Annotated in this window: 22 protein-coding genes and 4 pseudogenes; 12 read left to right on the top strand and 14 right to left on the bottom strand. The window is 62.6% G+C overall.

Features of this window, described 5'->3' with window-relative positions; all coding sequences use genetic code 11:
• From EV292_RS22325 to EV292_RS22315, 3 genes and pseudogenes are all read right to left on the bottom strand, one after another.
• Positions 1-550: pseudogene (locus EV292_RS22325) on the bottom strand (amino acid decarboxylase); the annotation flags it as partial.
• A 216-nt stretch (positions 551-766) separates the two neighbouring features.
• Positions 767-1,009, bottom strand: a complete 243-nt coding sequence (locus tag EV292_RS22320) for a hypothetical protein (protein ID WP_132911478.1) — start codon at positions 1,007-1,009, stop codon at positions 767-769.
• 58 nt (positions 1,010-1,067) lie between these two features.
• Positions 1,068-1,841 carry a Crp/Fnr family transcriptional regulator gene (locus EV292_RS22315; RefSeq protein WP_132911477.1) on the bottom strand — a complete coding sequence of 258 codons (774 nt, stop codon included), beginning with the start codon at positions 1,839-1,841 and terminating at the stop codon, positions 1,068-1,070.
• Positions 1,842-2,064: 223 nt separating this feature from the next.
• Between EV292_RS22315 and EV292_RS22310 the strand changes: the two genes are divergently transcribed.
• Complete coding sequence (locus EV292_RS22310) at positions 2,065-2,259, top strand: hypothetical protein (protein WP_132911476.1); 195 nt, start codon at positions 2,065-2,067, stop codon at positions 2,257-2,259.
• A 47-nt stretch (positions 2,260-2,306) separates the two neighbouring features.
• On the opposite strand, the gene EV292_RS22305 is transcribed toward EV292_RS22310, so the two are convergent.
• Positions 2,307-2,501 (bottom strand): hypothetical protein, encoded by a 195-nt coding sequence (locus EV292_RS22305; RefSeq protein ID WP_165927248.1) that lies wholly within the window; start codon positions 2,499-2,501, stop codon positions 2,307-2,309.
• Positions 2,502-2,739: 238 nt separating this feature from the next.
• Here EV292_RS22305 and EV292_RS22300 point away from each other — a divergent pair, with 238 nt between their 5' ends.
• Positions 2,740-3,270 carry a DnaJ domain-containing protein gene (locus EV292_RS22300; RefSeq protein WP_132911474.1) on the top strand — a complete coding sequence of 177 codons (531 nt, stop codon included), beginning with the start codon at positions 2,740-2,742 and terminating at the stop codon, positions 3,268-3,270.
• 243 nt (positions 3,271-3,513) lie between these two features.
• Positions 3,514-3,888 carry a hypothetical protein gene (locus tag EV292_RS22295; RefSeq protein ID WP_132911473.1) on the top strand — a complete coding sequence of 125 codons (375 nt, stop codon included), beginning with the start codon at positions 3,514-3,516 and terminating at the stop codon, positions 3,886-3,888.
• A 229-nt stretch (positions 3,889-4,117) separates the two neighbouring features.
• On the opposite strand, the gene EV292_RS22290 is transcribed toward EV292_RS22295, so the two are convergent.
• Entirely contained in the window at positions 4,118-5,041 is a 924-nt protein-coding gene (locus tag EV292_RS22290) for a LysR family transcriptional regulator (protein WP_132911472.1), read from the bottom strand.
• Between the two features lie 73 nt (positions 5,042-5,114).
• Between EV292_RS22290 and EV292_RS22285 the strand changes: the two genes are divergently transcribed.
• Together EV292_RS22285 and EV292_RS22280 are read left to right on the top strand one after the other, a co-directional pair.
• A complete protein-coding gene (locus EV292_RS22285) occupies positions 5,115-5,984 on the top strand; it encodes an SDR family NAD(P)-dependent oxidoreductase (RefSeq protein ID WP_132911471.1) in 870 nt (289 codons plus the stop codon).
• Between the two features lie 213 nt (positions 5,985-6,197).
• Positions 6,198-7,232 (top strand): annotated as a pseudogene (locus EV292_RS22280) (IS110 family transposase).
• 1,605 nt (positions 7,233-8,837) lie between these two features.
• On the opposite strand, the gene EV292_RS22275 reads toward EV292_RS22280, so the two are convergent.
• On the bottom strand, positions 8,838-9,734 hold the full coding sequence (locus tag EV292_RS22275; RefSeq protein WP_132911470.1) for an AraC family transcriptional regulator: 897 nt from the start codon (positions 9,732-9,734) through the stop codon (positions 8,838-8,840).
• Positions 9,735-9,882: 148 nt separating this feature from the next.
• Here EV292_RS22275 and EV292_RS22270 point away from each other — a divergent pair, with 148 nt between their 5' ends.
• Positions 9,883-10,608, top strand: a complete 726-nt coding sequence (locus tag EV292_RS22270) for an SDR family oxidoreductase (RefSeq protein ID WP_132911469.1) — start codon at positions 9,883-9,885, stop codon at positions 10,606-10,608.
• Between the two features lie 112 nt (positions 10,609-10,720).
• Here the strand turns inward: EV292_RS22270 and EV292_RS22265 are convergent, their stop codons facing one another.
• Positions 10,721-11,623 (bottom strand): LysR family transcriptional regulator, encoded by a 903-nt coding sequence (locus EV292_RS22265; protein WP_132911479.1) that lies wholly within the window; start codon positions 11,621-11,623, stop codon positions 10,721-10,723.
• A 96-nt stretch (positions 11,624-11,719) separates the two neighbouring features.
• On the opposite strand from EV292_RS22265, the gene EV292_RS22260 reads away from it, so the two are divergent.
• The 3 genes from EV292_RS22260 to EV292_RS22250 all read left to right on the top strand — a co-directional run bounded on the left by EV292_RS22260 (position 11,720) and on the right by EV292_RS22250 (position 13,484).
• Positions 11,720-12,049, top strand: a complete 330-nt coding sequence (locus tag EV292_RS22260; protein WP_132911468.1) for a nuclear transport factor 2 family protein — start codon at positions 11,720-11,722, stop codon at positions 12,047-12,049.
• Positions 12,046-12,834 carry an SDR family oxidoreductase gene (locus tag EV292_RS22255; RefSeq protein WP_132911467.1) on the top strand — a complete coding sequence of 263 codons (789 nt, stop codon included), beginning with the start codon at positions 12,046-12,048 and terminating at the stop codon, positions 12,832-12,834. Before EV292_RS22260 ends, EV292_RS22255 begins: the two co-directional genes overlap by 4 nt.
• Before the next feature lie 425 nt (positions 12,835-13,259).
• On the top strand, positions 13,260-13,484 hold the full coding sequence (locus EV292_RS22250) for a hypothetical protein (protein WP_132911466.1): 225 nt from the start codon (positions 13,260-13,262) through the stop codon (positions 13,482-13,484).
• 716 nt (positions 13,485-14,200) lie between these two features.
• Here EV292_RS22250 and EV292_RS22240 read toward each other — a convergent pair.
• Positions 14,201-14,461, bottom strand: a complete 261-nt coding sequence (locus EV292_RS22240; RefSeq protein ID WP_132911464.1) for a hypothetical protein — start codon at positions 14,459-14,461, stop codon at positions 14,201-14,203.
• Between the two features lie 1,262 nt (positions 14,462-15,723).
• Here EV292_RS22240 and EV292_RS22235 point away from each other — a divergent pair.
• A complete protein-coding gene (locus EV292_RS22235; RefSeq protein WP_165927247.1) occupies positions 15,724-16,776 on the top strand; it encodes an alpha/beta fold hydrolase in 1,053 nt (350 codons plus the stop codon).
• Positions 16,777-16,990: 214 nt separating this feature from the next.
• Here the strand turns inward: EV292_RS22235 and EV292_RS22230 are convergent, their stop codons facing one another.
• From EV292_RS22230 to EV292_RS22210, 5 genes and pseudogenes are all read right to left on the bottom strand, one after another.
• The gene (locus EV292_RS22230) at positions 16,991-17,188 is read right to left on the bottom strand and encodes a hypothetical protein (RefSeq protein WP_132911462.1); all 198 of its coding nucleotides are present in this window, start codon (positions 17,186-17,188) and stop codon (positions 16,991-16,993) included.
• 830 nt (positions 17,189-18,018) lie between these two features.
• Positions 18,019-18,804: pseudogene (locus tag EV292_RS22225) on the bottom strand (SDR family oxidoreductase).
• Positions 18,805-18,813: 9 nt separating this feature from the next.
• Positions 18,814-19,632, bottom strand: a complete 819-nt coding sequence (locus EV292_RS22220; protein ID WP_132911461.1) for an alpha/beta fold hydrolase — start codon at positions 19,630-19,632, stop codon at positions 18,814-18,816.
• 22 nt (positions 19,633-19,654) lie between these two features.
• Positions 19,655-20,266 (bottom strand): hydrolase, encoded by a 612-nt coding sequence (locus tag EV292_RS22215; RefSeq protein ID WP_132911460.1) that lies wholly within the window; start codon positions 20,264-20,266, stop codon positions 19,655-19,657.
• 8 nt (positions 20,267-20,274) lie between these two features.
• A complete protein-coding gene (locus tag EV292_RS22210) occupies positions 20,275-21,453 on the bottom strand; it encodes an alpha/beta fold hydrolase (protein ID WP_243693924.1) in 1,179 nt (392 codons plus the stop codon).
• Here EV292_RS22210 and EV292_RS22205 point away from each other — a divergent pair.
• Positions 21,443-22,720 (top strand): LysR family transcriptional regulator, encoded by a 1,278-nt coding sequence (locus EV292_RS22205; RefSeq protein ID WP_243693923.1) that lies wholly within the window; start codon positions 21,443-21,445, stop codon positions 22,718-22,720. The two genes, EV292_RS22210 and EV292_RS22205, sit on opposite strands and share 11 nt — an antisense overlap.
• Positions 22,721-22,929: 209 nt before the next feature.
• On the opposite strand, the gene EV292_RS22200 is transcribed toward EV292_RS22205, so the two are convergent.
• On the bottom strand, positions 22,930-23,415 hold the full coding sequence (locus EV292_RS22200) for a nuclear transport factor 2 family protein (RefSeq protein ID WP_132911457.1): 486 nt from the start codon (positions 23,413-23,415) through the stop codon (positions 22,930-22,932).
• Between the two features lie 368 nt (positions 23,416-23,783).
• Here EV292_RS22200 and EV292_RS22195 point away from each other — a divergent pair.
• A pseudogene (locus tag EV292_RS22195) lies at positions 23,784-24,125 on the top strand (hypothetical protein); the annotation flags it as partial.

Raw genomic sequence — 24,125 nt, 5'->3', positions numbered from 1 at the left:
CGATATCGCTCGTCACGCCATAATAGGTCGGGCTGACGAGCACGAACGCTCGCGCGGCGGGATGGTTGGCCAGCGCTGCGCGCAGCACCTCCGGCACGACTCCGTGCTCGATATTACGCTCGGCATCGATGACGACGGGGACGATGATCGCCTCCAGCCCGGCCGCTAGCGCGTAGGTGCGTTCGGCCTTATGCGCGTTCGCTGCGATCAGGATCGTCTCGCCCGGAGCGGCAACCGCAGCCATCACGGTGTGGAGGCTCTGCGTCGAACCACCAGTGACGAAGCGACAGAAATCAGCGTTCCATGCCTCCGCGGCGATCTCATGCGCGCGCTGCAAGGCGAGCGCGCCCTCCGTGCGATCATCTAGGCCCTTCGGTGTGAGAACGTCCGAGCGGAACAGTCGACGACCGAGTAGGGCGCGGAGACCGTGCGGGATTGCAGCGCCCTGATTGTGGCCGGGGGCGCCGAAGCCGACCGGCGGGTTGCGCTCGATGCGCGCTAGCGCCTCGACAAGAGGTGCACTCTTTTGATCCATGCCGGCGCGGTCCATCACTGCACGCGTGCGACTTCGGTCAGGCGACCACGACGAGGTACCACGCGTGTTAGCGACCTCGGTCAATGAACCAGATCACACGGCTGTCGTTCCGAACGTCTGAAAAGTCAGATCCTTAGCTGTGCTGTGGTGCGCTCCATCCGGGCATGATGGCGCTTGAGGGAGAGGCCGTAAGCTTCGACCCCGCGCGGCAAGGCACGACGCGTAAGTCGCTCATATGCCGGTCACCTTCAGAACGTCCCTGAATGGAAGCGAAGTTCGCTTGCCGGTGGCCGGCTCCTCAACCTCGATATGACAGCTGAGGCAAAGGTGGCCGTCATACACCTCGTGTGCCATGATCGACAGAGCGTCTGCCCTCGCCGCTTCTATGGCCGAAGTGAGATCTGGTAGCTCGCGACCGCTGTCATCATGCGTGTTGACGCCGCATTCGTGCAGGTGAAACAGGAAGCGCGGCATCACGAATATCCTTGCTGTCGGGTGGCTAACGCTCACCCGGTCGCCAGGCTCCGCGTTCTTACTGCAGCTCCAGCTCGACATGCAGGCCAGCACGTGGATCGGTATCGTTGAGATGCAGGTAGCCGGGGTCGAAGCCACCCTGGCGACGGAGAAGGTCCCAGTCTCGTATCGTGACCTGGCCAGCCTCTGCTATCACGCTGCCACTCTCTCGTAGCGCACGGATCGTTCGGTTTACGTGTACGGCGGTGAGCCCGACAGCATCACCGATATGCGCCTGTGTCAGGAGGAGCGGGAAGCGATCGCGCTCGCCGGACATCACACCGTATCGGCAGGCAAACTCGCACAAAAGGTGCGCGATGCGCGAAAGAGCTGATCCGCGACCGATTGACACAAGCCACTCAGCGCCAATCTGGCTTTCTGTCACGCAATCACACCAGAACGCTTTGGCCAGGGAAGGTGATTGAGCGGCCGCGGTGCGAATGACCTGACGATCGATCTGGAAGAGGACCGTGGGACATGTGGATTGTAGAGGCGAGCTCACCACAGGCATGACCGCCGCGTGTAGATCCGCCATGTCGCCGCGGATGAAAAAGGCGGTGAATTGCCGGTTCCCGTCAGCGGTCTGCCCAAAACGTGCAACGACCCCATCTACCACGAGCGAGACGTGGCTGGTCCTCTCCCCCAGTCGTACGATGTCACGTGTACCATCGACCTTTCGTATGACGCCTGGGAAGGACCTGACGATGTCCTGATCCTGTTGGCTGAGCGGGGAGCGAAGCATGAGCCGCTGCAGCCAAAGGGCGAGTGCCTCACCACCTTCAACCAGCGTCATTGTTGCCCTCCCTTGTCCCTGCAAACTCAGATGCGGGTCATGATCATAAGCGGGCGATTATGCAAATTGCGATCATAGCCGCGCGAGTAGGAGGGCTCACCCAACGGCTGAACAGCTAGAGGACGAGACAGGGTCGCCTTGATGCGGATCATAGCGAAAGGCTGGGGCGGCGCGGCGCCAAGGCAACTCGCAAGCCGTTATATATTCTTAGTGGAGGCGTCTGATGAGTGAATTATATGCCGACCTCGAGCAGGCCAAAGCCGCCTTGGATGAAGCGTACAGCGCCCTGATCCCGCTCAAACCTGACCTCTCGAACGAAGCTGTCGCCGTGCTGAAGATCGATCTGGAACGTCAGCTTGTCCGACTTCGTGAAGTCGTCAGCTTGCTCGAAGAGCATCTTCGCTATGGAGAAACCTGATTGGAAGGAAGGGCTGTTCGCGCTCCTAATCTCTGATCAGAGATCGTTCAGGAAACAGCTTGCACACTAACAGTGACCTTGAACCGCTCGGCCACTCCAGTGACTTCGTGTCGAAGCTCGATGTCGATGACACCTTGTTGAAAATTACCTGTCAATGAGAGGAGACGCTCAATTGCGTTCGCGATCGCGGCCCGTTTAGCCCGGATGCGACTACTGTGCTGCTCGACGGACACGTCCGTCATACCGGGACTCGAATATGTGATCGCGAAGCGTGGCATGCAGAAGCGCTAGCTCCTCCTGATTAAGTTACGACAATCGGGGCTTCGCCACATTGGTGCCCGATCCCGCTGTGATCGGTACGGAGGGACCCTCCGCTGTGATGCCGCTGAAGCCGCCTGTGGAGCACCGAGCCAAGCCCGGTTTAGATCACCCGGCAGGCGGACTTTCCTTTTTTGCTTATCCGCCGTAGGTATCGGCTGGATGGCTCTGTCACCCGATTACTATTCGGTTCTAGGGGTTCCCTCGACGGCAAGTCGCGACGCTATTCATGCCGCGTGGAAAGCGCTGCTCCGTCGTTATCACCCCGATGCCAATCACGGTGTGGATGTTTCTGCTCGTGCGAAAGAGATCAACGAGGCGTATGCCGTGTTGGGAAAGACGGAGGCACGCGCCGCCTATGATCGCTCGCAGAGCAGGCCGTCTGCCCACCGAGGTAGCGCGGATCGCCCCTTTCACCCCAAGAACGCCGGCAGGCGCCCGATGCGATCTTACCCGTCAATGCAGCCCAGCGGTAGCTTCTCGCAACCACTCGAGGCCAACGAATGGCTGATGGGCCTCTTCCTGCTGATCCTCACCGCCGCACCGATCGCGACCATCCTAGTTCTGTATTACGAAGACGCTGGGGCGACGTCTGCGGTTCGACGTAGCGTCGCGGCTGATCCCGTGCCTACCCCTCCTGCAAAACCGGTTCGCACCTCATCCGGCACAAAACGCGGACAGCCTGCTTCATAAACTATCGTCCAGTCGCGACATTCGAGATAGCAGGTTCAGACGCCAAGTGCTGGCGCAACGCTGAGATGAATGAACGGCCGGAATCGAGAAGCTGGGAAGGCGCCTTGGACGGCTGCTTTTGGGTCCTCGCCACGAGAGGGGAGGCGGCCGCAAGCGCCCAGACACGGCCGTAATCTCGCACCATCGACTGCTTGAGATCGGCCATTCGTTCAGGTTCGCCAGGCGCAGTTTGGGGGCAAGCTGATGGACCGAGTGCTAAAGGTTGCAGGCATTGCACTTTTTGTTATCAGCGTTGCGGCGTGCAAGGAACAGCAGGCGGAAAGGCGTATCAGAGGCGCTGAGCTGGATAAGCTGATCCGAGGCAACACCATCGTGCCGGATGCTCCGGGCGCCTCGGGAACAACCTACCAACAAGATGGAACCTACCTACTATTCCCGCGAGACCTAGCAGTTGGGGAGATCCCCGGAAGGTATGTAATCGAGTCAGATTTGTTCTGTAGTGGAACTAAGAAGCTAGAATGCGACACGGTCTATGAAATTGGACGCGGATTGTACATTCGGAGGCCGTACGACTTCGCCGGGTCGTCTCAGAGGTTCAGGGTGATGCGCCGTAAGTGACGTCTGGGAGTTCGCCGATCCGAAGCGGAACGTCCGCTTCCCTGCCAAGACCGGACCAGGTCACCGGCGTTGCGGCGCGTCACCCGTGTCGACCGCAGAGATGAATGGGCGTCCGAAGTTGGGAGCTGGGCAGTGCGCCGGGAGTGACCGGTTATGGGTCTTGCTTCGGATCGTGAGCACGGCCTGTTTCGACTCACGTGTCCTCTGACGCTATTAAGCCTAGCAACCATCAGGTTACATCAGTGCCATCGCTTAACGCGCCAGCAACCGCACCTTGGGCGATCTGAAGCACGGCGGATACGCGGCTGATCCGAGACACGGCGGGGCGGTAGGCCAGCATGACGTCGATCGGGGCGGACTGCCAGCCCGGTAGAACCCTGACGAGGTGACCCGCAGCGATACCTTCCCTAGCCATGAACTCCGGTACGGCGGCGATGCCGAGACCTTGACGCGCAAGACGAAGCAGCAAGTCGAAGTCCTGGCTTGCCAAGCGTGCCGGGTGGTCAAGGTGCAGCTGCTCCGCACCGGCCTGAAGGTGCCACCCGACACCGCCGGCATCGCTGGAGAAGGTCAGCAAATCGGTGCTCGCCAGCGTCTCCGGTGTGGTGAATTGGGCGGCGGGATGAGCGGGTGCGCACACGAGTATACGGACGAACGAGCCGACCTTCTTCGCCACCAGGCTCTCGTCGCGGACCTGCCCAACCCGAATGGCGAAGTCAAAAGCGGGATCCCTAAGATCATCCAGATCGTAGCTCGACACCACGGCTAGAAAGATGTCGGGGTGCCTTTCACGCAGGACCGGAAGCAACCGTTCCAAGACCGCGGCGCCCAGCGCAGGGGTGACCGCGATCCGGACGGTCCCGCGAGGCGTGCTCCTCACCCTGGCACCTTCTTCCAGCAGATCGTCTGCTTCGGCCAGCAACGACAGAACGCGCGGCAACACCTGCTCGCCTTCTCTGGTCAGCGCTACGCGACGTGAGCTGCGCTCGAGCAATCGCGTGCCAAGCCTCATCTCCAATCGCGAGATTTGGAGCGACACTGTGGACTTGGAGGCGTGCAGCGCCTTGGCGGCTGCCGTCACGCCACCGTGACGCACCACCGCTGCAAAGGCGCGCAGCTCGTACCAATCGATCGTTCTGTTTTCTAGAACCATTCGTCCGATCCTAGGTCACTGTTGGGCAGCTTACAACGAGCCTAGCTCTGGCCGGCAGACAACGGAGCTTCTGATGGCGAAGATACTGATTACCGGCGCGAACGGCGCCTTCGGCGCGCTCGCTTCGCGTCTGGTCATTCAAGCCGGACATAGCCTGACAGCGACCATGCGTGATCCAGATGGCCGCAACGCCGAGTCGGCCAATGCGCTGCGAAACGCCGGCGCGACAGTGGTCGAGGTCGATGTGACCAACGACAGGAGCGTAGCCGAAGGAATCGAGGCGGCAATTACGGCATTGGGAGGGCTCGACGTCTTGGTGAACGTAGCCGGGGTCGGAAGCTACGGCCTGAGCGAGGCTTACACCGCAGGACAGCTGAAGCGGCTCTTCGACATCAACGTGTTCGGCGTGCACCGGACGATGCGAGCCGTGCTTCCCACGCTGCGGCGGCAGCAGGCCGGGCTGATCATCAACGTGTCCAGCCTATTGGGGCGGCTCTCAATGCCGTTCTACGGACCCTACAGCGCGACCAAGTTTGCCGTCGAGACGCTGAGCGACACGGTTCGCGCCGAGGTAGCCCAATTTGGCGTCGACGTGGTTCTGGTCGAGCCGGGCGGCTTCCCGACTTCCTGGATCGACAGCCTCGTCCTGCCGGACGATATCGACCGGCTCGCGACCTATGGCTCCTTCGCGGACGTCCCTGGTCAGTCGCTCGAAGGCTACAATGCGTTTCTCGCCTCAAAGCCTGAACAGGATCCGACCAAAGTGGCATCAGCTATCCTCGACCTCATACAGGCGCCGGCGGGCCAGCGGCCACAACGTACCATCGTCGACTTCATCGGCATGGCAGGGCCGGTCACAACGATGAACGATGCACTCGCTGCTGCGACCTCCGGGGTATACGGAGCGTTCGGCCTAGGAGATATGCTGCAGCTCAGGATATAAGTCTCGGCGGAAGCGGACTGCCGTTCCCTCCCGACGCCCAAGGTGCCGGGGATGTTGAATCATTGATTAAGGGTCATTGGAGGGTCGGCAGACCTTATCCCAGCAGGCGAAATTTGGCCTGAACGAATGGGGTGGATGGCTCCCGCTCACGGCATCGCGGTGCCAAGGTGTGAAGGCTGTCAGGCATTCACGAGCATATGGGAGCCACCCGTCATGGAGATTAGCACGATCGGCCTTGATCTGGCCAAGAACGTCTTTCAGGTTCACGGCGTAGATGCGGAGGGCCGCGTGGTCGTCCGCAAGACGCTGCGACGAGCGCAGGTTCTGCCATTCTTTGAGAAGCTACCGCCTTGTCTTGTCGGCATGGAGGCGTGCGGGACCGCGCATTATTGGGCGCGCGAGCTGATGAAGCTGGGTCACGAAGTGCGGCAGATGCCGCCGGCCTATGTCAAACCCTAAGTGAAGCGCGGCAAGACAGACGCAGCTGATGCGGAGGCGATCTGCGAGGCGGTGACGCGTCCGATGATGCGGTTCGTTCCGGCGAAGTGGCCGGAGCAGCAGGCGGCCTTGTCGATGCATCGGGCGCGCGACCTGCTGGTCAAGCAGCGTACGCAACTCGTCAACATGGTGCGAGCGCTGCTGGCGGAGTTCGGCATCAACATTCCCCAAGGCGTTCGTTTGGCGTTGGAGATGGCGCGCAAGATCGTCGACGGCGAGGCGCCGGCGGTGCCGAGCGAGGCGGCAAGGGTCGTCGGACGATTGTCACAGCAGGCGCTCGACACCCATGCGCAGCTTCGAAAGATCGATCTGGATCTCCTTGCCTGGCAGCGGGCGAACGATATGGCTCGCCGTCTCATGTCGATTCCCGGCATCGGTCCGATCGGGGCAACGGCGCTTGCCGCGTCGGTCACTGATGCGAGCCAGTTCCGCTCAGGGCGAGAGTTCGCCGCCTGGTTGGGCCTGACGCCGCGGCAGCATTCAAGTGGCGGCAAAGAGCGGCTTGGGCGCATCACCAAGATGGGCGACAAATACCTTCGAACGCTGCTCGTCGTGGGCATGACGTCGCTCATCAAAGGCGTGAGGCGCAAGCCGGAGACTGCCGACCCGCGGCTCGTGGCCCTCCTCGCGCGCAAGCCGACACGCGTGGCGACAGTCGCCATGGCGAACCAGACCGCCCGGGTTGTCTGGGCCATCATGGCGCGCGGCGAGACGTACCGGGCCGGGCACCAACCCAGGCTTGCGGCATAACGACTTAGCTGGAACGACCAAACCAAGGAGACCAGCTTCACGAGGTTGTGAGAGCGATGCGATGTGATGGCGAACCGGTCAGACCGGGAGCAGAGACAACCCGACGGACGCTCAAGGCATCATAGCCTGTTGAACGAGATGGGACTCAGCTCGCGGACTCCATCAGGGCCAGCAGTCCTCACCGGCTGCACAAACAGGCCGAACAGAGATCTGCACCCGACCCTACGTCGACACGTCAAATTACCCTTGCAACGCGGGAGCCATCCACAGAAAGCGTCCGGTTTTCGGAAGCCACCTTATCGTCGGGAACATCGCACTTTGGGTCCGCGGCGCGAGAGGGCAGAGGCCGTAAGGCGCCCGAAGGGCCGTTCTGTAAGCGCTCGATTGCAAAAGGCGTTTTCCAGAAGCATCATAGATGAATGAGGCGCTTGCTACTCTCTCTTGCTCTCGTCCTGTGCATGGAAGCGGGCGGCGCAAGCGCTCGCGCGACCATCACGGAAAGCAGCACTCGTTACGGCGTATGGAGCCTCGTGGAGCAGGTGCGATCGGGCGAGCCGGCGATCATGCATATCGCTACGAACGGGACGTCGCTGACGTTGCAGTGGGAGCCGAGCAAACGGCTTGCCTCTAGCAGGCTGCGAGATGACGGCCGGGAGCTTACAATCAACGTTGACGTACCAAGAAGCTGCCTCACTGCCGCGGATACTCAGCGATACTCCATCTCTCGAGGCGAGCCAGCTTTGTGGGCCAGCTTACGGGACGCCACAGAAGGATTGCTGCGCCTTTGCCATCAACTCAGTGAGCCGGAGAAGCGCCAGATCCTGGATGAGCTGAAGATAACACAGTCGGATTTCACCACCGCTGTCGAGGCGCTGAAAGCTCGCGCTGTTGTTGTGTTCGGGCCCAATCTAAAGCGATGCCGACCGCGACGACGGCCATCCATCCCGACAGCCATCCCGCAGCCTATCGAGCCGTTTACTGACAAATGCGATGGAACTTGGTGATCTTACCTCGAAAGTCTCTCCATCGCTAAGAACGCTCCGACTGCGCCAGCCGCTGCGACAAACACAGACAGGCCGAACCCGGCGACCAGTGTGATTGGCCCTGTCATGCCGTCGCAATGTGGGTGGCAACGGTATGTGGCCTTGTAGAAGATGGCGATAGTAGGCGTCATCACTAAAGCGATTGGCGTAAGCGCGGCCCATTTGTAGCTCCCGCCGATCTCGCTGTCCGGGTTGGCTTTCCATCTGGCAAACGCCACTAAGGCGCCGATTAGCATGGCCCCGAGAAGCGTGGATAGGGCGACCGCTATGAGCATCGGGGTAGCATACGCGTCGGATCAATGCGGGCAAGGATGCTGCACCGAAAAGTAGCGCCCTCGCAGCGTATCCTCGGTCGCGACCGCTATCCTGCCAGGTCGGGCCAGCCGGACAGCTGCGCGGAACGCGCAAAAGGCTCGAGCGGCGAGGTGAACGAGCGACCGGAGTTGGGAAGCAGGCAGGGGCGCCTGAGTGACCAATTGTGGGTCCTAAACGGCCAAGGTCCTAGTCATACCTGTAGAGCGCCGATCAATGCACGCAGCACCGGTCGCGACCCAGCCCGTCGTCACAGCGCCATAGCCGCTGCTGGCGCAGCGTGGAGCCGTTCGATATCGGCACGTGGAGGCGCACCGAATAGTCGCCTGTATTCACGGCTGAATTGCGATGGGCTATCATAGCCGACGGCAAAGCCTGCCGTGCTCGCCGTGGCACCCTCCGCCAGCATCAGCCGTCTGGCCTCCTGCAACCGCAGCTGCTTTTGATATTCCAGCGGCGTCATACTGGTGATCGCCTTAAAGTGTGCGTGAAGCGAGGAGGAACTCATCCCGGCTTCGGCTGCGACGTCGTCGATGCGGATCGGCGCATCGAAACGCCGGCGGATGGCGGCGATCGCTCGGCTGACCTGATTGAGATGGCTGCCAGCGGTTGCGACGTGACGAAGCATCGGGCCGTGCGGCCCGGTGAGCAGACGATAGATAATCTCGCGTTCGATCAGCGGCGCCAGCGCGCGGATCGTGTCGGGTCGGTCGAGCAGGCCGACCAGCCGGCACGCCGCATCGATAAGGTCGGGATCGCCGGGGTAGACACCGAGTACCGGTAAATCTGTACGGGCCACCCCGCCACCCTCGCTGGCCATCAGGTCGGCCAGCATTGCGAAATCGAGATCGATCTTGCAGCAGAGATAGGGTCGCTCAGGGCTCGCAACGAGCACATGACCGACCAGCGGCAAGTCGACCGAAACCAAGAGGTAATGGGCCGCGTCATAGATGACGCTGTGCTCGCCGATCGACACCCGTTTCGACCCCTGGGCAATTATGCAAAGGGACGCCTCGTAGACGGCGGGCGTGGGGGTGCTCGGCGCGTCCGCTCGGATCAGCGACACATGCGGCATCACCGTGCTGCAAATGCCTGTGCCTACGACGTATCGATCGATGACGGCGGCGAGTTCGGCGATCCGGTCCATGCCGACGATCCTTCCCCACTTGCGCGTGGTGGGCAAGCACCCGGCGTTGGTTCTGGAGGATCGTGCAAGCCATTCGGGCGATCGCTCTACCGCCCGACACGGGCGATGGCCCATCTGCGTCCCGTCACTACAATGGAAGGACTGCATCATGGCAGGAAATATCGACAAGGTCGTCCTCATCACCGGCGCGTCCAGCGGGATCGGCGAGGCAACTGCTCGCGAACTGGCGGCGACTGGCGCCCGGCTGTTCATCGGCGCCCGTCGCGGAGAGCGTCTGAATGCACTGGCGGAGGAACTGGGCGAGACCGTCGCCTGGCGCGAACTCGACGTCACCGACGGCGCCGATTTCGACGCGTTCGTGGAGGCTGCTGAAACGCGCTTCGGACGTGTCAACGTGCTGGTCAACAATGCGGGTGTGATGCCGCTTTCGCCGCTTGCTGCGCTCAAGCGCGACGAGTGGAAGCGGATGGTCGACGTCAACATCCACGGCGTCCTCAACGGCATCGCGGCCGTGTTGCCCCGGTTCGTGGCGCAGAAGAGCGGCCATATCGTCAACGTTGCTTCGGTCGCCGCGCACATGGTGATGCCCACCGCTGCGGTCTATTGCGCTACCAAACATGCCGTACGCGCCATCACTGAAGGGCTGCGGCAGGAGCATGACGAGGTCCGCTCGACGTTAATCTCGCCGGGCGTAGTCGCCACCGAGCTGGGTCATGACATCACCGATCCTGAGGTTGCGGCGGCACTGACGGGGTGGCGGAAGAAGTCGCTGACGCCGGACGCGATAGCGCGAGCCGTTCGCTACGCCATTGAGCAGCCGGAGGGTGTCGACATCAATGAGGTGATCGTACGCCCGACCGCAGCGGACATGTGAGTGCTTGGGCGTGCCGTGCCGCGGCGGGCACGCCCAAATGAGCGGTTCGTCCGCATTGGCGAGCGGCAAGTATTAGGCAGCTAGGAGGGTATCGGGAACGGGTGGGGTTGGGTCAAAGCCGTCTGTTGGCAAAGTCCCGAGCGAGCGCGACGAACGCCTGAAAGGCTGCCGAGGAATTGCGCCGGTTGGGGTAATAGAGGCACAAGGGTGCGAGAGGCGGCGTCCAATCTTCGAGGATGCGGACGAGGCGTCCATCCGCGATGTCCTCCCGCACGTCAGCTTCCATGAAATAGCCGATCCCGACACCGTTCGTCACCGCGATCCGGGCGAGCGACGCTTCGTCGAGCGTCATCGGCCCCTCGACGTCGACCTGCAGCTCTTCGCCGCCTTTCTCGAACCGCCATCGGAACAGGGCCCCGTTGGGAAGGCGTATCCGAAGGCAGGGAAAGCCCAGCAGCTCCCGGGGCAGCTGCGGGATGGTACTGCCGTCGAAGAAGGTCGGTGATGCCACCACCGCCATTCGCCGCATCTGGCCGAGAGAGATAGCGATCGCGTCACTGGGGACCAGATCGGCGCTGCGGATGCCGAGATCGAAGCTGGCCGCCACGACATCGACCAGCCGCCCCTCGGTGACGAGATCGATATGAACTTGGGGGTAGCGCTGCAGATAGGTGAGGATGAGCGGCGCCATGATTTCGCGCGCCGCGGTCGCGAAGGCGTTGATGCGCAAGGTGCCGGACGGCGTCTCCTGTTGCGCGCGCGCCGTGTTCATCGCCTTCTGGATGTCTTCGAGCGCCGGCTTGATCTGCGCGACGAAGATGCGCCCCGCATAGGTGAGCGAGACGCTGCGCGTGGTGCGGTTGAACAGGCGCACCGAAAGCTCACGCTCGAGCTTGCCGACCGCGTTGCTAATGGCGGTGGTCGACATGCCGAGATCGAGCGCCGCCGCACGGAAGGAGCCGCACCGGACGATGGCGAGAACGGCCTCAAGCTCGATGAGGGAATGACGCATGATTGTCCCGGTTACCGTGATATCCCATGCCGCTTTGTCTCGATTATCACGGGAATAGTCCATTGCTAGATCGGCCTCATCAACGTCGAGGAAATGACCATGCCGATGGACCTACCCAAGCCGATCGCCGACTATGTCGAGGCGAATGCCCGTCTCGATCTCGATGGCATGCTGAAGCCGTTCCGGCCCGACGCGGTCTTCATCGACAACGGCAAGCCCTTCGAGGGGCAGGCGGCGATCCGCCGGTTATTTGAGGAAGAGGTGATGCCGGTGAAGGCGATCTTCATGCCCGACACCGTCCGAAACGACAGCGGCGATGTCATCGTCGAAGGCCCCGCGCACGGCGACTTTCCCGGCAGCCCGCTGCGCTTCACCTACCGCTTCACGCTGGTGAACGGCGCGATCAAGACGCTGGAGACGACGATATGAGAATCGAGGTCAATCCCAACGAATTCGCGGGCAAGCGCGTGCTCGTCAGCGGTGGCACCAAGGGGCTCGGCCGTGCCACGGTCGAGCGTTTCCTCGCTGGTGGCGCGCAGGTCATCACCGCCGCCCGCACTATCAAGAATCCAATTGAGGGCGTCGCGTATGTCGAGGCGGACCTTACCACGGGCGAGGGTGGCGAAGCGCTGGCGACGGCAGCGCTGGAGCGGCTGGGCGGGATCGACATTCTGGCCCATGTTATTGGTGGCTCCGCGATGCCGCCGGGTGGCTTTGCAGGCCTGACCGACGACATCTGGCTGTCCGAGCTAAACCTGAACCTGCTGGCGACGGTGCGCCTCGATCGCCTGCTGATCCCGCAAATGATCGACCGCGGCAGTGGCGCTGTGGTGCATGTTACGTTGACCCAATCTGTACTGCCTTTGCCGGAGTCCACCACCGCCTACGCTGCCGCGAAGGCGGCGCTGAGAACCTACAGCAAATCCATCTCCAAGGAGCTCGGTCCGAAGGGCGTCCGGGTCAACATCGTGTGTCCCGGCTGGATCATGACCGAGGGTGCGGTGGATCTCGTGAAGGGCATGCAGGCGAGCGCCGGCGGCACGTATGAGGACGCACGGCAAGCCGTTATTGCGTGGATCGGCGGGATCCCGATCGGCCGTGGCGCCGAGCCATGGGAGGTGGCGGACCTGATTGCCTTCCTGGCCTCGGATCGTGCTGCCGCCATCCATGGCGCCGAGTTCGTCATCGATGGCGGTACGGTTCCGACAGTCTAAATAGGCGCGGGCTGGGTGGCTTCTTTAGCTTACCGGCACGAAGCGGCCTGTCGGCAGACGGACAATAGCAGGTCGGCATCTGCCTGAACGAACGTCTGCTTTCGGGCGCTGGATGTGTTGGGATGAATGTCCGCAAATGGGTCCTCGGCACGGAAGGGCAGAGGGCTGCAAGCGCCCACGAGCGGCCACTCCGCCGCGGTAATGATCCCCCTGAACCTGCCTCGCTCCCGCCCGCGGACGCGCGTTGGTCGTGCAGCTTGCTGATTTGCGTTAGGTGGTCTGAGAGGAACGCAAATTAGTTCCACGGGTTCTCACGTTTATCGCTGGTAGACATCGAGGGCGCTGGCGGCAGAGGGCTGGCTTCCCTCGCCCCAACCACATCGAGAAAGCCCATGACGTGTTCGTCAGAACATGCACTTGCGCCCATGGTGCGCAAGCTAAGCCGGCGCATGAAATTGGGCATAGATGAGATCGAAGCACTGGAACGAATGCCCCATGAGGTAGCTGAAGTACCTCGTGGCCGCTTCATTGTGCGCGAGGGCGATAAGCCCGGCCGCTGCATGGCCATCCTTGATGGCTTTCTTTATCGCGGTAAGGTGACCGGAGATGGTGGGCGACAAATCCTGTCAGTTCATATTCAGGCGATTTAGTTTGCGCGCACGATCACCTCCTCGGCGAAGCTGACCACAACATTCAGGCGCTCACCGACGTTCGCCTCGCCTTCATTCAGCAGGGCACGCTTTTGGCTGCGATTGAACGGCATCCTGTGCTCGCTCGCGCGCTTTGGCGCGATAATCTGATCGACGCCTCGGTGGCTCGCGAGTGGATGCTGAATGTTGGGCGTCGTGATGCCCGCGCACGTGTCGCCCACATCATCTGCGAGATGGCTGTCCGCTCAGAGGCAGCTAGTCTGTGCGACGGGCCATTGTACGTTTGGCCGTTAACCCAGGAACAGGTGGGCGACGCAACTGGGATAACCTCGGTCCACGTCAATCGCACCGTCCAGGGCCTTCGACACGACGGCTTAATTGACCTTGGTCGGAGCGAGGTTCGAATTGTCGATTGGAGAGGATTGCAGCGCGCAGGCGACTTCAGCGCTGACTACCTCCATGAGGCACGGCCGACGCTGGGTCTTCGGCGCGAGAGGGCCGGCGACCGAAAGCGCCGATAAGCGGTCTGGCCGCTGCAGTCGGACTGGGGAGCTCGTAACTCGGTCGTTGGCGATCTCCTAGAGCGGCAAGGAAACACGCACCCGAGAGGTAAGGCGGGCGGCCTTGGGCGCAGCTTTGGCGGGGTCGTTGTGCCGGTTACGTGACCGATTTGCGCCGTGACCTTGAGGGCAAGGCCCCCAAGAGCACGTCGCGCCTTAGCTCGGCCGAACGGCGGCCGGCATAAGTCGCCTCGCTTCTGTTGCGCTGATCTTCAGCTCATAAAGCGTGCGCTCGTCTTCGTCGTTCAATTCGACATACCAGACCTTATCGAGCCAAAGCTCAGAGGCGTGTCCCTTGATGAAAGCGGCCGCCGCCCCTGATAGCTCGAGGCGGGCATCCGCCAGATTCGTCGCCTGGATCGGCCTCTTCTCGTAGATCCGGTCCTCGCCGCACCACCGCATGCTGAAGCGCGCCATAAATTCCCCGTCAGCCTAGGAGCGACTACCGCTCGTTGCCGCAGGTACGCGCAGCGGAGGGACTAGATCATATATTTTCCGATTTGCAACGAAAGATTGCTCGCTTACCGCCAGCTATCGAGACCGCTGACCAGGATCGAACGAGTACGCCGATCGGATGCCGCAGGTCAGCCCGGAGAGTCCGATCAGGGGGCGGTCGCTCACCGTGCCAGCATCCGACTTCAGGCTAGTTGGCGATCGATGATCACACTGTCATCCGAGGAGCGTATAGAACCGGGATCGTGTCACGCTCTGTGTGTGCGACCGGGTCGTTGCACTAACCGCGGCAACCGGCGTTCTGTCACTTTGGAGACGCTTACGAGGCAGATGTGTGATGGCTACATACGAAGACCCCACCAAGGAGCTGGTTGAAGCCCTTGATCAAATCAACGTTGTCTTGTCGCGTTTAACCGCTCAGACCGTTAGCGACCTCATCCCATTGCGCGTCAGGGTTATGCGCCCTCTAACCGCGCACCTAACCGCACTGGACAAGCTCGCCGCCAGCTTGAGGCTGGGCAGCGATAGCGACATGGAGCTGGCCAAAAAGATCGAAGCCGAGGTCCGATCGCTTCGGCAGATGGTGAACTCACACATTGCGCCTTGGACACCTTCAGCGATTGCCAATGACCTACGGTCATACAAAAGCGCTTCTGACAATCTACAGCGTAGCATGCGCAGGGTCGCCTCACTGTAGTCTTGCATGCTATGCGCCATTAACTCTCCGACCTTAACATGTATTTATAAGGATTACGACAGATCTTTACGAGGATCCCCGCCGCGTACTTGGCTGGCTCGCGAGACTCGCGCAACGGCATCTACTTATCGAGCGCTACGCGGTGTTCTATCGCATCGCAGGTACAGCTGCTCAGCCCTCGCATTAAAGGCACGCCGTGGGCGACTCGCAGCCGCAGCACTCGTCGCATGCGGGAAGCTGCCGGTCGGCAAATGGATGAAGCAGGCCAACTTATGTCCGTTCGACGGCTTCGCAGCGCGCCCGAAGGCGCTCGAGGTTAGAGATAAACCAGCAGCCGAAATGAGGAAATGGGCAGGCCGCTGGGAACGTCCGCAGCCGGGAACCGGCGCGCAGGGAAGGGAGCCGCAAGCGCCAAATTACGAACATTGCTCGGCCGTGGGACTGTGAGGACGTGAAACCGCTCGCTACTTAATGCTTTTGACAATCGGTGCCGTTTCGATCGATGCATTATCGCAATGAAAGGACGACCATGAGATTGTTAGCCGTCGCACTCGTCCTGTGCTTGATGTGGGAGGCGCCGGCGGTCACGGCTCAGACTGCGGCTCTGCCGGAATGGGCGGTGCCGACCGATAACCCAGTTGAACAGCGCGCGATTGTCTTCGGCAACCGTGGTGCCCGCCTGGTTGGAACCCTCTTCATGCCGAAGGGAACCAAGCCGCGCGTCGCTGTTATCGCGCTGCATGGTGCACAGGTGCCGCTCCGTAGCGATCCCTTGTACCGCCACCTGACGGAGGCGTTGCCGCGTCTCGGCGTCGCGGTCCTGCTCTACGATCGGCGTGGATCGGGCGCCTCGACCAGTGGCGGCGCAGCGCCCGGCAACTTCGACTTGCTAGCGGACGATGCCGTCGCCGCTTTCAAGCGACTGAGTCGGGAGCGCGACATCGATCCGCGGCGCATCGGCTTCTGGGGGCTGTCACAGGGCGGCTGGCTGACCATCCTGGCAGCGCGCAAAGAGCAACGCGCGGCTTTCGCCATCGCTGTGTCCGGGCCGATCGCGACCGCTGACGTTCAGATGAATTATGCGGTGGCCAATATCCTCCGCATACAAGGCAAACCTCAGGCGACCATCGACCGTGCGATCGCGGCGCGCACGGCTGTAGATGACTATGTGCGCGGCAAGGGATCACGCGCCTCCGCCGAGCGCGCCGAGGCAGGCATTCGGAGCGAGCCTTGGTACGCTGACACTTGGATCAAGGGAAACATCGACGACCCTGAGTGGCGGCAGCAGATCGGCAACGACCCCATGCGAGCCTTGGTCGGCTCTCGTGTACCGACACTGGTGATGTTCGGCCAAGCCGATCCATGGGTGCCGGTGGCAGCGTCACTCGAAGCTCTGCGAGCACGCTCGGCCGACTTGCCACAGGTCACGGTCCGCGTGATCGACGGAGCAGATCATGCGATGATGATGGGCGTGCCGCCCGCCCGCCAAGTCGATGCGCAGTTCGCTGCGCAAGCGGCTCCGGACGCGCCTGCTTATTTCGCTCTGCTGGGAGGCTGGTTGCAGAAGACCATCGATCCCTAATGGCCCATAATCCGGCATGTCGCTTCGATGGCGTAGTCGCGAAGCCGAACGTCCGCGGCGCTCTCAAACCAAGCCAGCGCAGCCGCGCTCCGGAACCCTCAAAGGTCTCGAGCGTGAAGATGAATGAGCGGCCGGAGTTGGGAAGAAGGCAGGGGCTCCTTAGTGACCGGTTTTGGGTCTCAGGCGATCAGCTGATCCTGCCGAGAAAGGCCATTCAGCGTTCGCCCGGCTGACCGCCGCGAACAGGCTCACGATGCCCATCCGCGGGCACGATCCCCGTGGCGATGTGCTTGCCCTCTGCGTCGCTACGGATTGGGTCACGCTCGACCTCTCGGTCGTTGGCGTCGGCTCCCGCCTGACGATTGGCTGCATCAAGCCGGGCTTTGAGCAAGGGCATCTCGGTCTTCTTCATAAAAGAGCCCCTCGTGGTTGCGTGCCTAACCTCGCCGAGTTCCCAGCTCGCGCTGGCGTGCGAGCTCCTCATGGTTGATCGACAGGATGCCGCCGGGTGCCGGCGAGCGCTTAGAGGCGTAGTTGGCGGTAGCAATCGGGCTGTGTCGGCGAGGTTGCATCGGGTCGTAGAACGTCTTGAACATCGCTGCCCGTCTACACGATCAGCCGGGTAGGCGCCACTGACCAATCCAGAAGCGCTTTCCGGCCTAGTTTCTGTGTGGTGACCCCTCGGGCTGAAGCCAGGCGAGCGTGCGATCTACGCCCTATTCTTCTCAACCACCCTTCGCACCAACTTTGGCGTATCCATCGGAAGGCGGATCGCGCCAGGCGTTTGCGATAGTAGCTCGAGCAAGTTGGTGGTGACGATCTCGCCGCTACGGCGCGCTCGCCGGTACGCTCTCAGTGTCTGGTCCATGGACCCGCCTACGCGCCGCGGCAGGTTGATGCAAAGCAAGACCCATCCATGTCGGTTGTTTCACGTATCGTCGCAATCCAAAGCTTGAACGAGCTCGGCTGCGATAGAGCTGCCCTGGGTTTTAGCGTGACTGGCGCGGGTCACGTCACCTGCGCGCTCTCAAATCTGCCTTTCTGCTTGCCTGTCTAAGCAAGCCGGCCGACCGTTCTGCAGCACGCCCAGAAGACGGTGGCACCGAGGTGAACGAGCGGCCGAAGTTGGGAAAGGGGTGGGGGCCCTTGGATGGCCTTCTGGGTCGTCTCCGACAAGTCGAGCGCAGGCTGAAGGACGCGCCTGAGTTAGGTGTGGCTCAGCGTGAACTCATGTATCTTTGGCTAAGCGATCGTTGGGACAATGCCTCCCTCCATACGCACGGCCGCGCCATTTGTGATCGCGCCCAGAGGGCTCGCTAGCAATGCCACCTGCGTCGCAATCTCCTAGGCCTCAATGAGACGTCGAATGAGCGACAATGGGCGCACCGTGCGGAAGAACTCCGCTTCGCGTTCTGCCTCAGGCGCGTCTTTGTCGGAGACGACGGAGCGGATGAACTCGACAATACCCTCAGAGCGGGTGGGTCCAGGAAGGATCGCGTTCACAGTCACGCCTGTGCCGGTCGTCTGCACCGCAAGTCCCCGTGCGATGGCGAGCAACGCGGTCTTGGTCACGCCGTAGTGGATCATCTCTGCCGGTATGATCACCGCGCTCTCGCTGGCGACGAAAAGGATGCGGCCCCAGTCCTGCGCGAGCATGCGCGGGAAGTAGTGACGGGCGAGACGCACGCCGCTGAGCACATTGGCCTCGAAGATGTGGTGCCAATCCGCGTCCGAGATCTCGGTAAACGGTTTCGCCTCGTAGATGCCGAGATTGTTGACGAGGATGTCGACGTCGGGCTTCGCCTCGATCAGCGCCGCCGCACCGTCCGTCGTCGCGGGATCGGCTACGATCGCTTCGACCGCGCCGACCCTTGAGATCCGCTCCGCCGCCGCGTCGAGCTTCGCCTGACTGCGGCCGCAGATGATGGCGGTCGCGCCCTCCATAGCGAGGCGCTCGGCGATGGCGAGTCCGATTCCCGCCGTCGAGCCGGTGACAAGTGCCGTCCTTCCCTTGAGCTGCAGGTTCATCGATCACTCCTATGTGCTTGCCGGCAGTCGCGCATCGATCCAGCTCAGGATGTCCGCCATGACCTCCTCCTTGCCAATGTCGTTAAGTGGATCATGGTAGCGATCCAAATAGAGCCTGAGCGTCTTGTCGGCTGATCCCGCTCGTTCGTGCAGATGCTGACTTCCGCTGACCTTGGCGGCGCGGTCGGCTGTCCCATGAAGAACGAGCATCGGGATGGTGATGGCCGCCAAGGATTCCTTCAGCAGCGCGTCCGCCCGAACCATGGCTCCCATGGTCGCCAGTGGCTGAGCCTCGTCTTCGATGAGCGAGTCATTGTTCATGGCGTCGACGACCGCAGGATCGCGCGAGAAGTCGCCGTTCTTCAGCCGGATGGAGCGCGCGTGCGGCGCGACGTGACTGAGCCCCTTGAGAATCGTGAGCGCAAGATCAGGAGCCGGCACCTCGAACGCTAAGTCCTCGCACATGAGGCCAGCCAGATCACCGCCGTGATGAAGGGCATAGAGACAGGCGATCACCCCGCCGGCGCTATGCCCGAGCACGAACAGCGGGAGCCCTGGGCGGTTCGTGCGCGCATGGGCGACGAGTGTCGCAAGATCGGCGACGTAGTCGTCAAAGCTCTCGACGTAGAAGCGCTCTCCTCTCGATCGTCCGCGTCCGCGGAGGTCGACCGCATATGTCGCGAGGCCCGCGGCGGCGCACTGCTCTCCGACCCATCCATAATAGCCGCTATGGGAGTTGAAGCCGGGACAAATGGCGAGGATCGCCTTGGCCGACTCTATTGGAGGCCAGGATCGAACGAAGAGGTCGCTGCCGGGGCCGGCGATCATCTCCTGTCGGGGAGTGCTCACTTCAGTGGCCCTCGACGGCGAACAGGATGTCGCTGAAGCCCGGCACCGTCTCCCCTCGGTTCCAGTCGCGTTGCAGCTCGCAGATCAGCTGAACCCAGGAGACCGGCTTGGCTCCCGCCTGGATCAGCCGCTCGACGCCGAGCTGATGCGCCTCGGGAGAGGTGCCGCCGACGCAGTCGATGACTGGGTACACCTCGAATCCCTCGTGCATCGCGTCGAGTGCGGGGTGGACCAGGCAGACCTCCGTCCAGAGCGCCGCCATAACCAGCTTCCTGCGCCCGGTCGCCTTGACTGCTTGGTTGAAGTCCTCGTCTTCCCACGCGTTGATCGAGGTGCGGTCGATCGGCTCGACGTGCGACAGCACCTCGCTGATCTGGTGGATCATAGGCTGGTTGCGGCCCGTCGCGACGTTCACCGTCGAGAGGATCGTGGGCATGTCGAAGAGCTTGGCGATGCGAGCGAGCGCCGTGATGTTGGCGACCAGCTCCCGCTTCGGGCGCGAGGCGATCGAGGAGACCTGGACGGGCTGGAAGTCGATGATGACAACCGCGGCGTTCTCAGGCGTGAGCAGGTGATCGCTGGCGCCGTCGCGGGCTTGCGGAAACGAGACCATCGGACCTCCTACTTGCTGGTCGGCGTATCGGCGGAGCTGACGTAGCGGGTGTCGGTGGGGCCCTCACCGCTGATGAACACGACAGCCGGCTGGTCGCCCGTAAAGGCGAAATGAGCCACTCCGGCGGGTTCGGTGTAGAAGCCGCCGGGGTCGAGTGTCGTCGTCGCACCGTCCTGCGCGGCTTGGCCATAGCCGAAGTGCCAGTCGCCGGAGACGACGATCGCATTCCGGTTGTCGCGATGCGTGTGGGCCGCGATCCGGGTGTGCGCGGGCACCCTGATCTCGAACGCGTAGGGGCCCGGAGCGGACGGGTCGCCGGAAAGGATCGTCGTCTCGACTCCGCCCAGCTGCGACGTGCCGGCTCCACCCTTGTCGCGCGTCAGCGCATCGACGTTCGCCGCGGTCAGCCGCTTCTGTGGCAAGGGCCCGGAGCTGTCGAGGAAGGACCGGATCGCGGCGACGGTCGCCTTCGGCTGCTCCTCCATCAGCCAGTGGCCGGAGTCCGGAATGACCACCTGACGGACGTCGTCTGCGGCGAAGCGCATGACGAAGGCCATGACCGGTCCGAACGAGTGGTCACCACCGATCGCCAGCACCGGCATTTGCAGGCGGCCGCGGGCGACGGACGCACGGTTGTCGATCGCGTCCTGATCGAAGGCGGCGAACTGCAGGAAGCCAGCGTGCATTCGGCCCGGCCGTGCGTAGAGCTCCGCATAGTGACGACGGTCTGCCTCGGGGAAGTGTGCGGGATCGGCCGAGAAGTCGTTCCAGAAGCGGTCGAGGTAGATCCGCTCGCGGCCAGCGACGAGCCGTTCCATGTCGGGGCCGCCGAAGCGGAAGTGCCACAGGATCGGGTTCTTCAGCAGTTCGTCCCAAGTGCCGACTCCCGGCACCGGAGCATCCATTTCAACGAGCCGCGTCGTTCGATCAGGGTGCGCTTCGGCAAAGGCGAACGCGACCATGTTGCCGATGTCGTGGCCGACGATGTCGGCCTGTTGCACGTGCAGCGCGTCGAGTACGCCGGCGATGTCCTCGGCCTGGTTCTTCTTGGTGAAACCGTCGGTCGCGACTGCCGAAAGGCCCATGCCACGTAGGTCCGGAACAATCACCGTGTGGTCGCGCATCAGGTCTATCGCGAGGGGCACCCACATGTCGCCGGTGTCGCCGTAGCCGTGAATGAGCACCACCGCGGGTCCGCTGCCACCGGTACGGACGTGGATCGTCGTGCCGTTCGCCGGGATGTCCCGGACCTGGAAGGCCGGGGGGAACGTCGTGGCGCTCGCCGGCGCGGCCGCGCTAGCCGCGCAAGGCAATTGGGCCAGCGCGGCGGCGGCGAATACTGCTGCTATCCTGACTGTCTTCATCGTCTCCGCCCCCGCAGATCTGCATCTAGAGCCGACCCGCAGCATCGATGCTTGGCAGCGGCCCCAACCCCACTTTATGATCAACGACATGGGTTTCCGGCAGGTCGGAAATGCCGAACCGACGGTCCGGAGATGGCGAACGATGAAACTCGACGAACTGGTGGCGTTCGTCATGGTCGCGGACTGCGGCTCGATCAACGAGGCCGCGCGCCAGCTGCGGCTGTCGAAGTCGACGGTGAGCGAGCGGCTGACCGGGTTGGAGCAGACGCTCGGGGTGGCCTTGCTCAATCGCAACAGCCGCCAGCTCACTCTGACGGATGATGGATCGGCGCTCCTCGAGCGTGCTCGGCGTATCGTCGGTGAGGCGGCCGATGCGCGGGAGGATCTGGCTCGGCGGCGCGGTGATGTCGCCGGCCACGTGCGCATCGCCGCGCCAAGGGCATTCGGGGACCTGCACCTCGGTCCGCTCCTTTACGAGTTCATGGAGCGCTACCCCGATGTCGCCGTGACTGCAGACTTTGATGATCGCATCAGTGACCTGAGCAAAGGCTTCGATCTCGTCGTGCGCATCGCTCCGGATGCGCTGCCCAAGCTCGTGACGGAGCAGCTGACAATCAGTCGCCGCATACTGGTCGCCGCACCATCTTACCTCGAGCGCTTTGGGATGCCGCGTTCCGTCGAGGAACTCGAACATCACAAGGCTATCCACTACACCGAGCGCGGCCCGGAAGATTGGAGCTTCAAGGCCGAGATCGAGCGTGTTGTCGCGCATGTCGCACCGCGGCTCCGCGTCACCTCCTGCGTTGCCATGAGGGATGCCGCGATCGCCGGGCTCGGCATTGCCTGGCTACCCACGTTTCACACTCATAAGGCCCTGCCCAAAGGGCAGCTTCAGGTCCTCGACGTCGGTCTGCAGCCGGACATCACGCCGATCACGGCGACCTTCCGACCCGATCCGCCGGCAAGGCTTAGGGCTTTGCTCGACCATCTCAGGGTCGGCCTTGGTGATCCACCGTATTGGGACGATGATTTACCCGGACTTAGCGGGCCGGCCGCAGAGCTAGGCAAGATGCCGTCAGCTAGCGAGTAGATGGCCAACCAACGGACGCAAAGCTGCCGGCCTCCTGTGAGGAGAAAGGCCCCTTGCCCGCAAACCCGACCGGCTCAGAAGCTCAATGAGCATGCCAAGTCGCCCTAAAACCAAGGTGAACGGGCGTCCGCTTTCGGGAGAGCCTAAGCTGCCGTTGAACGGCCGCAGTTGGGTCCTCGGCACGAGAGGGTAGGGGGCCGAAACGCTCACTAGCGGGCTTCCGCAGCTCTCTTCGCCACGACGTTCGCATGCCGCGCGAACCAGCGCCATCTGCCGCCCTCCCGACGGTAGACGTTGGTGTAGCGGCGATCGAGCGGGACCGCGCCGTAGGTGCGGCCGAGCTCGCTTTGCGGGGTGGGCGTGAAGACCTCGCGTCCCATCACAACGCCAACGTCGCCGTCGACGGTCACGCTCTCGATCGTGCGGTCGAAATCCTCCGCGGCGATGCGGCCGTCGCGCATCATCGCAAGGAACTGCGCGCGGGTGAGGACGCGACCCGTGGGGGCGTTGATCGTCAGTCCGGGCGCGGACAAGGCGTCCAGCGCGTCGACGTCGGCGCGGGCAACCATCGCCTTCTGCTGCATGTCGAGAGCGGCCAGCGCGGCTTCCGCTCCTTTTAAAGGCGGAGTTTGGGCGAGAGACGGTGACGACAGCAAGAGGACGAGGCCGACGATTGACGCAGGCACGAGGCGCATGTCGAGCTCCTATTGGCGTTGACGAAGAGACTGACAGATAACTCGGCGAACCACCACCGGGAGCTGACCTCCCTCTTCGCCAAAATCCGGCCAGCCGGACCGCTACAAGGAGCACTCGAAAGGCTCGAGCGGCGAGATGAACGAATGGCCCGAGTTGAGAAACTGGGAGGGGCTTCTGGATGACCGGTTCTGGGTCTGCGCGAGCAAGGCGAGATGCCCTCTAATAGGTAGCTCGATCGCATGTTTGAGAGGAGGTTTAGCGCCGCCGCCTAGTACGCAGAGCTGCTTCTGCTGCCCGCCGGAGCAAGGGGCCTTACAACCTGATCAAGATCAGCGTAACGCGTCTACGATCCCGCTAATCCAGATAAGTGTCCAAGATCAATCCTAGGTCGTCGTCGCGTGTAGAGGCGCTCCCCCTCGCCATCTGCGTGCCCGTCCGCAACGAAGCTGCGGTGCTCCCGCAGCTTTTTGCCGCTGTGGAGCGGCTGGAGCGAGTGGGCATTGCTCCTAGGCTCTGCCTGCTGCTCGATAGCTGCAATGACGCAAGCCTCGCCCTGGTACGCGACTATGCCGCCAACGCCTCGATACCGGTGATCGTCGAGGAGGTGGCAGCACCCGACGCAAACGCGGGCCGCGCACGGCACCGGGCCATGATGCTGGGCGACCGCAGCCTGATCGGTGAGGGCGTGCTGCTCACGACGGATGCGGAT

Source organism: Sphingomonas sp. BK235 (genome assembly GCF_004345855.1).
Taxonomy (GTDB): Bacteria; Pseudomonadota; Alphaproteobacteria; order Sphingomonadales; family Sphingomonadaceae; genus Sphingomonas.
This window is presented reverse-complemented; position numbering and strand designations above follow the sequence as displayed.

Coding starts and splice junctions, on each gene's coding strand:
- EV292_RS22215 (WP_132911460.1), bottom strand. CDS start 20,266: ATGGTCTCGTTTCCGCAAGCCCGCGACGGCGCCAGCGATCACCTGCTC.
- EV292_RS22305 (WP_165927248.1), bottom strand. CDS start 2,501: ATGACGGACGTGTCCGTCGAGCAGCACAGTAGTCGCATCCGGGCTAAA.
- EV292_RS22240 (WP_132911464.1), bottom strand. CDS start 14,461: ATGGCGCGCTTCAGCATGCGGTGGTGCGGCGAGGACCGGATCTACGAG.
- EV292_RS22310 (WP_132911476.1), top strand. CDS start 2,065: ATGAGTGAATTATATGCCGACCTCGAGCAGGCCAAAGCCGCCTTGGAT.
- EV292_RS22250 (WP_132911466.1), top strand. CDS start 13,260: ATGGTGCGCAAGCTAAGCCGGCGCATGAAATTGGGCATAGATGAGATC.
- EV292_RS22285 (WP_132911471.1), top strand. CDS start 5,115: ATGGCGAAGATACTGATTACCGGCGCGAACGGCGCCTTCGGCGCGCTC.
- EV292_RS22270 (WP_132911469.1), top strand. CDS start 9,883: ATGGCAGGAAATATCGACAAGGTCGTCCTCATCACCGGCGCGTCCAGC.
- EV292_RS22320 (WP_132911478.1), bottom strand. CDS start 1,009: ATGCCGCGCTTCCTGTTTCACCTGCACGAATGCGGCGTCAACACGCAT.
- EV292_RS22275 (WP_132911470.1), bottom strand. CDS start 9,734: ATGGACCGGATCGCCGAACTCGCCGCCGTCATCGATCGATACGTCGTA.
- EV292_RS22255 (WP_132911467.1), top strand. CDS start 12,046: ATGAGAATCGAGGTCAATCCCAACGAATTCGCGGGCAAGCGCGTGCTC.
- EV292_RS22230 (WP_132911462.1), bottom strand. CDS start 17,188: ATGAAGAAGACCGAGATGCCCTTGCTCAAAGCCCGGCTTGATGCAGCC.
- EV292_RS22200 (WP_132911457.1), bottom strand. CDS start 23,415: ATGCGCCTCGTGCCTGCGTCAATCGTCGGCCTCGTCCTCTTGCTGTCG.
- EV292_RS22235 (WP_165927247.1), top strand. CDS start 15,724: ATGAGATTGTTAGCCGTCGCACTCGTCCTGTGCTTGATGTGGGAGGCG.
- EV292_RS22315 (WP_132911477.1), bottom strand. CDS start 1,841: ATGACGCTGGTTGAAGGTGGTGAGGCACTCGCCCTTTGGCTGCAGCGG.
- EV292_RS22205 (WP_243693923.1), top strand. CDS start 21,443: ATGAGCACCACCGCGGGTCCGCTGCCACCGGTACGGACGTGGATCGTC.
- EV292_RS22300 (WP_132911474.1), top strand. CDS start 2,740: ATGGCTCTGTCACCCGATTACTATTCGGTTCTAGGGGTTCCCTCGACG.
- EV292_RS22220 (WP_132911461.1), bottom strand. CDS start 19,632: ATGATCGCCGGCCCCGGCAGCGACCTCTTCGTTCGATCCTGGCCTCCA.
- EV292_RS22260 (WP_132911468.1), top strand. CDS start 11,720: ATGCCGATGGACCTACCCAAGCCGATCGCCGACTATGTCGAGGCGAAT.
- EV292_RS22290 (WP_132911472.1), bottom strand. CDS start 5,041: ATGGTTCTAGAAAACAGAACGATCGATTGGTACGAGCTGCGCGCCTTT.
- EV292_RS22295 (WP_132911473.1), top strand. CDS start 3,514: ATGGACCGAGTGCTAAAGGTTGCAGGCATTGCACTTTTTGTTATCAGC.